The sequence below is a fragment of the Streptomyces sp. PU-14G genome (genome assembly GCF_041028275.1).
Lineage (GTDB): Bacteria > Actinomycetota > Actinomycetes > Streptomycetales > Streptomycetaceae > Streptomyces.
Window position 1 is genome coordinate 1 of the sequence record NZ_JASKYT010000756.1, and the last position, 722, is coordinate 722.

At 75.9% G+C, this 722-nt stretch carries 1 protein-coding gene; it reads right to left on the reverse strand.

Going from position 1 to position 722, the window contains the following annotated elements:
• The coding region (locus AB8Z75_RS35170; protein WP_369209223.1) for a coiled-coil domain-containing protein at positions 1-722 on the reverse strand (722 nt) is incomplete at both ends.

A 722-nucleotide genomic window follows, 5' to 3' on the forward strand; every position in this document is an offset into this window, starting at 1 on the left:
CCCCTGCCCCCGTTCCCGTTCCCGTCCCCGTCCGTGGGGGGCGGGCTCGCGGGTTCGTCGAGGATGTCGGCGCGCTGCTGCGCCGTGAGGGTGTCCAGGAGCCGCCGCGCCGCGCGCAGCTTGCGCTGGACGGCGGACTTGTGGCGGCGCGCCGCCTCGGCCGAGCTGTCCAGTTCGGCCGAGGCGCCTGCCGCCTCCTTCCGCAGCTGTGCCAGCTGCCGGGTGCGGGCTGCGGTGCGGCGCACGGTCGTCGACCTGCGGTCGCCGACCCGTTCGGCCAGCGCGGCGTGCTCCAGGTAGTCGGACGGGGTGGCGGAGAGAGCGAGCCGGAGGGTGGGAGCGATGCCGCTGCCCTCGCGGTACTGCTGGGCGGCGTAACCGCCGAGTGCCTTCCGGGCGCTGTTGAGCCCGGCCTGTGTGCGTGCGGCCTCGTCGCGTAGCGAATCCAGTTCGTCGCGTGCGGCCTCCGCCTTCCTGTGGGCGCCGTTGTACGCCTCGGTGGCGCTCTCGGCCTCCCGGTGGAGCCGGTCGACCTTCGCCTTGACGCCGGCTTCGCCCGCGGATGCATCGTCGGCGGGCGCATTGTCGGCCGGAGCCCTGTTCGCGGGGGTCTCGGTGCCGGCCTTGTCGGCGTGGGCGGTGCCGTCGAGGGAGAGCGCGCCCGCGATGCCGGTGAGGGCGAGGGCGAGGGTCGCGCGGGCGGCGGTGAGGGGTCGGGGACG